At 48.0% G+C, this 8144-nt stretch carries 10 protein-coding genes; all 10 read right to left on the bottom strand.

Annotated elements, in window-relative coordinates; translation table 11 throughout:
• Window positions 1-582, bottom strand: a 582-nt coding sequence (locus tag AC1DUA_RS13645; RefSeq protein ID WP_477500282.1) for an AAA family ATPase, incomplete at its 3' end; no start/stop codon positions are given.
• A 15-nt stretch (window positions 583-597) separates the two neighbouring features.
• The gene (ahrC, locus tag AC1DUA_RS13640) at window positions 598-1047 is read right to left on the bottom strand and encodes a transcriptional regulator AhrC/ArgR (RefSeq protein ID WP_477500281.1); all 450 of its coding nucleotides are present in this window, start codon (window positions 1045-1047) and stop codon (window positions 598-600) included.
• A gap of 2 nt (window positions 1048-1049) precedes the next feature.
• Window positions 1050-1502 carry a hypothetical protein gene (locus AC1DUA_RS13635; protein WP_477500280.1) on the bottom strand — a complete coding sequence of 151 codons (453 nt, stop codon included), beginning with the start codon at window positions 1500-1502 and terminating at the stop codon, window positions 1050-1052.
• Window positions 1503-1605: 103 nt separating this feature from the next.
• Window positions 1606-2439 (bottom strand): TlyA family RNA methyltransferase, encoded by an 834-nt coding sequence (locus AC1DUA_RS13630; RefSeq protein WP_477500279.1) that lies wholly within the window; start codon window positions 2437-2439, stop codon window positions 1606-1608.
• A 38-nt stretch (window positions 2440-2477) separates the two neighbouring features.
• Entirely contained in the window at window positions 2478-4364 is a 1887-nt protein-coding gene (gene dxs / locus AC1DUA_RS13625; RefSeq protein WP_477500278.1) for a 1-deoxy-D-xylulose-5-phosphate synthase, read from the bottom strand.
• 117 nt (window positions 4365-4481) lie between these two features.
• Window positions 4482-5378: a polyprenyl synthetase family protein gene (locus tag AC1DUA_RS13620; protein ID WP_477500283.1), complete on the bottom strand. Its 897-nt coding sequence runs from the start codon at window positions 5376-5378 to the stop codon at window positions 4482-4484.
• Between the two features lie 10 nt (window positions 5379-5388).
• Complete coding sequence (gene xseB, locus AC1DUA_RS13615; RefSeq protein ID WP_477500277.1) at window positions 5389-5643, bottom strand: exodeoxyribonuclease VII small subunit; 255 nt, start codon at window positions 5641-5643, stop codon at window positions 5389-5391.
• Window positions 5630-7000 carry an exodeoxyribonuclease VII large subunit gene (gene xseA, locus AC1DUA_RS13610; protein ID WP_477500276.1) on the bottom strand — a complete coding sequence of 457 codons (1371 nt, stop codon included), beginning with the start codon at window positions 6998-7000 and terminating at the stop codon, window positions 5630-5632. The genes xseB and xseA overlap by 14 nt, the downstream gene beginning before the upstream one ends.
• A gap of 8 nt (window positions 7001-7008) precedes the next feature.
• Window positions 7009-7875, bottom strand: a complete 867-nt coding sequence (folD, locus tag AC1DUA_RS13605) for a bifunctional methylenetetrahydrofolate dehydrogenase/methenyltetrahydrofolate cyclohydrolase FolD (protein ID WP_477500275.1) — start codon at window positions 7873-7875, stop codon at window positions 7009-7011.
• A gap of 50 nt (window positions 7876-7925) precedes the next feature.
• Window positions 7926-8144, bottom strand: a 219-nt coding sequence (gene nusB / locus AC1DUA_RS13600; RefSeq protein WP_477500274.1) for a transcription antitermination factor NusB, incomplete at its 5' end; no start/stop codon positions are given.

The following is an 8144-nucleotide window of genomic DNA, read 5'->3' as shown; positions in this document are numbered from 1 at the left end:
GTATAAATCCAGCATCTGCAGCGCTTGTTTACTCGTTTCTTGAAGCTCCCGCAAATCTTTATGTAGCTTCATATATTCGTCATAAGTAGATTGATAGATTTTTTTAGCCGCAGCAATTTCCTCATCCCCAAACAAATCAAGAGAATGAATGTGCTCTTCATCGTTAAGAAGCGACTGATGTTCATGCTGTCCATGGATGTTAACGAGCCATTCGCCTGTTTGACGCAGCATCGTAAGATTCACAAGCTGCCCGTTAATGCGGCTGGAACTCTTCCCTGTAGCCGTAATTTCGCGACGTATAAGCAAATGCTCGCTAGGATCCGCTTGAATGCCAAGCTCTGTCAGCGTGTTCCAAACCGGATGCGTATGCGGAAGCTCAAACATCGCTTCAATCTCTGCTTTATCTGCTCCATAACGGACCAAGTCGGAAGAGCCCCTACCTCCAACAATGAGCGTTAACGCATCAATGATGATTGATTTCCCTGCGCCTGTTTCCCCCGTAAGGACATGAAACCCCATTTTAAAACGGATATGCACATGTTCAATAACCGCCAAATTACGAATCGATAATTCTGTAAGCATGTATTCCTCCTGGCTTTAAGATAATAAGGACATAACTTCGTTTACAAAAGTAACGCTTTTCTCTTTGCCGCGGCAAATCACAAGAATCGTATCATCACCGCAAATGGTTCCCATGACACCTTCCCACTCCAGATTATCAATCAGTGCGCAGATGGTGTTCGCAGTACCCGGCAGACATTTCATCACAACAAGATTATCCGTACTATCAATACTTACAAAATGATCACTGAGCGCTCTGCGCAGCCTTTGCATAGGGTTAAACCGTTGATCTGCCGGCATGRAATATTTGTATCTCCCGTCATCTAACGGGATTTTGATGAGATGGAGCTCCTTAATATCTCGGGAAACCGTCGCCTGTGTGACATGGAAACCAGCTGCCCGCAGAGACTCCACTAACTCATCTTGCGTCTCAATTTCGTGATTCGTAATGATTTCCCTGATTTTTACATGCCTTTGACCTTTCATGCCTACACCTCTATATGGAATGTGATTTTTTTGATTTTATTCATGGCCATATCGACATAAAGCACCCCGTCAGCCTCCGGATAAATAAGACTGTAAACCAGCAGCATATCGCGAATAGAGCTGCCTGTCATTTCAAGCGGTTTGCGTTCCTTGGCTACTTTAACCAGGTAAATGTGATCATCCTTCTGGACAAAATAGTCAATAAATAGCCTGCTTTCCAGCTGTTCTTTATCGTTCAAGGTCATAGAGATTGGAATTTTGGTTTTACCGGCCAATACGTCAAAGCCAGCCCCTTCCAATAATTCAACAACTTCATCCTGAGGAATTTCTGAATGTCTTGGAATTCTGATTCGCTTTTTCGTTGGCCCGTCTAGCCACCTTTGAAGTCGAAAAAAAAGAAAACCTATAACCACAATCAGGATCAACAAAATGACTGTGACATCGCCTTTCTCCATGTCCCTCACCTCGCCATAGTATTCGCGGATATTGTCCGTAAATCCTTTTTATGAAGTGAAAAAACCCATCTCTGGGCCGCAAAAAGGGTGCGCAAAGATGAGTTTATTTGCCATGCAATTTTTGTGCTTCTTTGACAGTAAGGGCAATGAGGTCTTTCAGCGAAGCAGCGTCAGCAAGCGTGGCATCCTCATTCGAGTCGCTTGACCAATAAGCTAGAAATTCAATATTTCCTTCCCCACCCGTAATCGGCGAGTACGTTAATCCTTTTAATCGAAAACCAAGCTCTTCTGCAAAAGTGAGAACTGTGGTCAACACTTCAATATGCACGTCAGGATCCCGTACAACACCTGATTTGCCAACTTTCTCTCGACCTGCTYCAAACTGGGGTTTAATGAGCGCCACAACGACTCCCTCGTTCAGTAAGATTTCTTTAAGGGGAGGTAAAATAATGCGCAGGGAAATAAAAGAGACATCGATACTGGCAAACGACGGCCGCGGGCCGTTCAAATCTTCCATTGTCGTGTAGCGGAAATTCGTTCTCTCCATCACTTGAACGCGCTCATCATTGCGAAGCGACCAGTMCAATTGATTGTAGCCGACATCTACAGCGTAAACCTTGGATGCGCCGTTCTGTAGCGCGCAATCCGTAAATCCACCTGTGGATGCGCCAATATCCACCATCACAGCGCCAGTTAGATTGATCTCAAACTGCTTTAACGCCTTTTCCAGCTTAAGGCCGCCTCTACTTACATAAGGATGCAGCGCCCCTTTTACTTTGAGTACAGCTTTGCGGCTGATCTTCATCCCCGCTTTATCTGCGGGTTCTTCATCAGCAAAAACAAGGCCTGCCATAATGGCGGCCTTTGCTTTCTCCCTGCTTTCAAAATAACCTTGCTCCAAGAGCAATAAATCCAATCGTTCTTTATCCGATGACATTGTGTTTGTTTTTACTCCTATTCGTAGCGTTGCAGCGTTTAGGCCCGTTGTCTTTTGCGAGGCACGAGCTTCTTCACTTCGGCAATTAAATTGTGTGCAGTAAGTCCGACCTCTTCACGTTGTTCCTTCACCGATCCATGTTCAACGAAATAATCAGGAATCCCCATTACATTAACATGTAATCCTGTGAAATGATTAGCTGCAAAAAACTCCATGACAGCACTGCCAAACCCGCCTTGAATCGCGCCTTCTTCCATCGTGATGATCGGAATCGCTTCATTCGCCAATTGGCGTAAATACATATCATCCAGCGGTTTAATGAAGCGAGCGTTCACAACGCGAAGTTTGATTCCTTCTTTTGCTAATTGCTCGGAAGCTTCTACAGCAACCTGAACCATCGGGCCAACCGCCAATACAGCGGCATAATCGCCTTCGCGCAGCGTTTCCCAAGTTCCAATCGGAATTGCTTTTGGCGCTTCATCAAGGCTTGCCCCGACTCCACTATTCCGTGGATAACGATAAGCGATTGGGCCTTCATCATATTCAAGCGCCGTCTGCATCATATCCTGTAATTCCTTCTCATCCTTCGGCATCATCAACACCATATTAGGCAACGAGCRCAGGAAAGCAATATCGTATACGCCTTGATGCGTTTCACCATCAGGTCCTACAAAACCAGCACGGTCAATGGCAAAAGCCACATTCAGTTTCGGGCGGCAAATATCATGGACAACTTGATCGTATGCTCTCTGCAGGAAGGTGGAATACACGGCAAATACCGGCTTTAAACCTTCACTGGCTAAGCCTGCGCATAACGTAGCAGCATGCTGCTCCGCAATCCCAACATCGATCATACGGCTAGGGTATTGCTTGGCGAACTTAAGCAAGCCTGATCCCCCTGGCATAGCAGGTGTGACCGCCACGATACGGGAATCCTGTTCAGCCATCTGAATCAATGTGTTACCAAAAACCTCTGTATACATGGGAGGTCCAACCGATTTAAGCACTTGGCCGGACTCAATTTTGTAAGGTCCTGGGCCATGCCAGCTATGAGAATCTTGCTCAGCGGGCGTGTAACCCTTCCCTTTTGTTGTGACCACATGCACCAGCACAGGCCCAACAACTTTCTCTGCTTGCTTCAAGGTATCCAGTAATACAGGCAAGTTATGGCCATCAACTGGACCGATGTAGGTAAAGCCTAACTCTTCAAACCAAACTCCGTTCAAAACAAAATATTTGAGACTGTCCTTCAGCTTCTCCGCTGTTTTTGCCAACGTGCCGCCAATGGCAGGTATTTTCTTAAGTAAATGTTCAACTTCTTCTTTCGCCTTCAAATAATGACGATCCGAACGTATCTTGCTTAAATAATTATGAATCGCCCCGACGTTGGGCGCAATGGACATTTCATTGTCATTCAGAATGACCATAATATTTTTCTTCTCATGACCAATATGATTCATGGCTTCTAGCGCCATGCCGCCTGTGATAGCACCGTCACCGATGATGGCAACGACTTTGTTGTGTTCGCCTTTCAAATCACGCGCCATGGCCATACCCATCGCTGCGGATAAAGAGGTACTGCTGTGTCCGGCTTCCCAGACGTCATGTTCACTTTCAGATCGCTTGATAAACCCACACAAACCTTTGTACTTACGCAATGTATCAAACTTATCCTTGCGGCCTGTCAAAATCTTGTGTACATACGCCTGATGTCCCACATCAAAAAGCAATTTATCATAGGGGCTGTGGAACAAGGTATGTAGTGCGATGGTGAGCTCAACCACACCTAAGTTCGAGGACAGATGTCCACCTGTAACGGATAACTTTTCGATCAGAAATTGACGGATTTCACCAGCCAATACCTCAAGCTCCGCCATGGATAACCGTTTCAAATCCTCAGGTCGATTGATTTGTTCGAGCAGCACGCTTGTTTCCTCACTTTCAATGTGAAAATACTGAGATTCATTTCCCCATTATATCATAGTTTTGGGCAAATCGTGAAAATCCACCCCGATTAACAACAAAATATGTAAAATTAACCTTTAATGATCTCTTTGCATTAAATAATCAGCAAGCTGGAACAGCCTCTCCGGATTCGTAAATCCGCCTTGCAGCAGCGCTTTCTTGGCTTGCTCGGTTAATTCCTTAACCTTCATCTCTGAAGCTTCAAGCCCTATAAAATAAGGGTAAGTCACCTTTTGTTGTTTCTCATCACTCTTCACCGGTTTGCCAAGCTTCTTCTCATCCCCGATAATATCCAAAATATCATCCTGAATTTGAAAAGCAAGTCCAATCGCATTGCCGAATTCGCTTAATGCAGCTAGCTGCCCCTTGTTGGCTCCGGCAATATGCGCGCCAGCTCGTAATGAGAATACGATGAGATCACTCGTTTTGTGCAGATGAATGAACTCTAATTCCTCAAGCTTCGTTAAGCCTTGTTCCCCAAGCATGTCAGCTGCCTGACCGCCTACCATTCCCCTTGCACCAGCGTATGCAGCGAGCTCTTCTGTGATTGAAAGCACGCGTTCCGCTGGAATGCCATGAACCTTGTGAGCTTGCGTAATGCTGTAAAAGGCATGTGTCAGCAGTGCATCGCCTGCCAGGATAGCCATGGCTTCCCCATATACTTTGTGGTTCGTCAGCTTACCTCTGCGGTAATCATCATTATCCATCGCAGGGAGATCATCATGAATCAAAGAATATGTATGTACCATTTCTATCGCCAGCGCTGCGGGCAATGCCGCTGCCTGAGATCCCCCAAGCGCCTCAGCAGCTGCCAGAACAAGAATAGGCCGCAGCCGTTTGCCGCCAGCCATTAGAGAATAGTTCATAGACTCACGCAGTGAAGCTGGAACATTCCACTGTGCGGGGAGTGCTGTTATGAGTGCTGCTTCGACCATTTCGGCATTCGAAGCAATATATTCACGAATAGTGGACATTGTCTTCAACCTAATTCCCCTTATCTTCCAAGGCAGGTTGGAAAGGCTTCCTGCTTACAGTGCCTGTTTCCCCTTCAACCAGCATCTCAATTTTCTTCTCGACTTGCTCAAGTTTCACACCGCACAAGTGAGAGAGCCGCACACCTTCTTGATAAAGCTCAATGGCTTTCTCCAGAGGCACGTCACCGCTTTCTAGTTGCGACACAATACGCTCCAACTGTTCAATTGCCAGTTCAAAGCTTACTTCCGTTTCATTCGTTGACATTATGGTTCTCCTCCATCCCCGATACTTGGCAATCCAATCTGCCGTCCTTGAGGCGAATCTTCACATGGTCCCCAACCTTGACTTGGGCAACAGATCGAATGAGGACCTGGTCCTCCTCGTCATACGCCAAGCTGTAGCCGCGCTGCATGACCTTCAGCGGGCTGAGGGCGTCCAGATGACGGACGCTGGCTTGCCACTCCTGCTTCTTCGCACGCAGGAGGGTCTGCATGGCCGTGAGCATCTGCCGCCCCGAGGTATCGAGGCGCCGCCTTGCGAACACGGCCTGCTCTTTGGGATTGAAGCTGGACAACGTGCGCTCCAGCTTCATGTGCCGTTCCGCCAGCCGCTGAACGCGCTGGCGCATCCGATAACCGAGCTGCTCCGCCAGCCGGTCGAGCCTTTCCGCAGGCTGCATCAGCAGCTGTCTGCGGGGGTTCGTCAGGAACGGCGAGCGCTTCGCGCGCTCGAGCCGTTCCTGCTTGCGGCGCAGCTGCTGAAGCAGCCCGTAGTGCAGGCGCTGCGCCTGCTGCGATAGCTGCTGCTTGAGCTCGGCGCGGCTAGGGACGGCGAGCTCTGCCGCCGCCRTAGGCGTCGGCGCTCTCAGATCGGCGACGAAGTCCGCGATCGTAAAGTCCGTCTCGTGGCCGACGGCCGAGATGACTGGAATCGCGGAGGCTGCAATAGCCCGCGCCACAGCTTCCTCGTTGAACGCCCACAGCTCCTCTAGTGAGCCGCCTCCGCGGCCCACGATGAGCACGTCGGCTTCACCGAGGCGGTTCATTGCTTCGATCGCTTTGACGATCGAAGGAGCTGCCCCTGTCCCCTGTACCAGTACGGGGTACAGGAGGATTTGTACCGACGGATAGCGCCGTTGAAGCGTGATGATAACATCACGGATCGCGGCACCCGTCGGAGAGGTAATCACGCCGATCGCGCGTGGAAACCGAGGAATCGGTTTTTTGCGCTCCGCCGCGAACAGCCCTTCCGTCTCGAGCTTCTTTTTCAGCTGCTCGAAAGCCAAATACAAACTGCCGATGCCATCCGGCTGCATCGCCGTCACATAGAACTGGTAAGCTCCGTCCCGTTCATAAACGGATATATTACCACGGGCGATCACTTTCGTGCCCTCTTTTGGAATAAACCCAAGCCTCTGGTTATGAGAGGCGAACATGATGCTCTTCAGCCTGCCATCGGCATCCTTCAGTGTAAAATACATATGGCCGCTGGAATGATGAGTGAAGTTGGAAATTTCGCCTCGCACCCATACATCCTGAAGACGATTGTCGCCTTCCAGCAGCATTTTGATGTAACGGTTTAAATCCTTGACAGAAAAAATCTTCGTCTCGTTTCTACCCATAAGCTCAGTTAAACACTCACATTCACTTTAGCGGCGCGGTTAGCAGCATCCACCGTATTGCGAAGCAGCATCGTGATCGTCATTGGCCCAACACAACCCGGAACCGGTGTGATCGCGCTTGCTATTTCTTTTACTGCTTCGAAATCGACATCCCCTGTCAACTTACCGTCAGCAGGACGATTCATCCCAACATCAACGACGACTGCCCCTGGTTTTACGTGATGTGCTTTAATTAAATGTGCTTTGCCAACGGCAACAACAAGAATATCAGCTTGTTTCGTGATTTCCTCCATATTCGGAGTGCGTGAATGAACAATAGAAACTGTTGCATGCTCGCGCAGCAGCAGCATAGCCATTGGTTTTCCAACAATATTGCTTCTTCCGACGACGACAGCGTGTTTACCAGCGATTTCTACCCCTGTACGTTTCAAAATTTCGATAACCCCATGAGGTGTACAAGGCTTCATACCGTCTTTACCGATCATTAAATTACCAACATTCACTGGGTGAAAGCAATCCACATCTTTCAATGGGTCGATTTCATCTACAACAGCTTCTTCATCAATATGTTTAGGCAGGGGTGATTGCACGAGAATCCCGTTAATTCTGTTGTCGCTATTAAATTTGTGAATGAGTGCGATTAATTCTTGCTGAGTCGTAGCTTCAGGCAGACGGTGTACTTCCGAATAGATGCCYACGTCGTCGCATGCTTTTGCTTTATTTCTGACATAAACTTGCGAAGCTGGGTCTTCCCCCACGATAACGACCACAAGACCAGGTTGATGGCCATTCGCTGTAAGCGCTGCAGCATCCGCCCGAATTTCCTCACGAATAGAACTTACCAATTCTTTTCCATTAATAACTTGTGCAGACATGTTTTATCCCCCTAAAAATGTTGTGAACATCATCTTCGTAAGCTGTTAATTTAAGTTGGTGTGACCTTGCTTTTCAAATCTTCGACTTCTTTGATCATTTTACCAAGAACACCGTTGACGAATTTTCCGGACTCATCCGTACCATAGTGCTTAGCCAAATCAATCGCTTCATTCACGACAACCTTTGGCGGAACATCGTCTCTGTACAGCATTTCGTAGACAGCCAAACGCAGAACTTCACGATCAATGCGTGACAGCCTGTCCATTGC

The sequence above is a fragment of the Paenibacillus sp. 01T422 genome, assembly GCF_056398785.1.
This window is presented reverse-complemented; position numbering and strand designations above follow the sequence as displayed.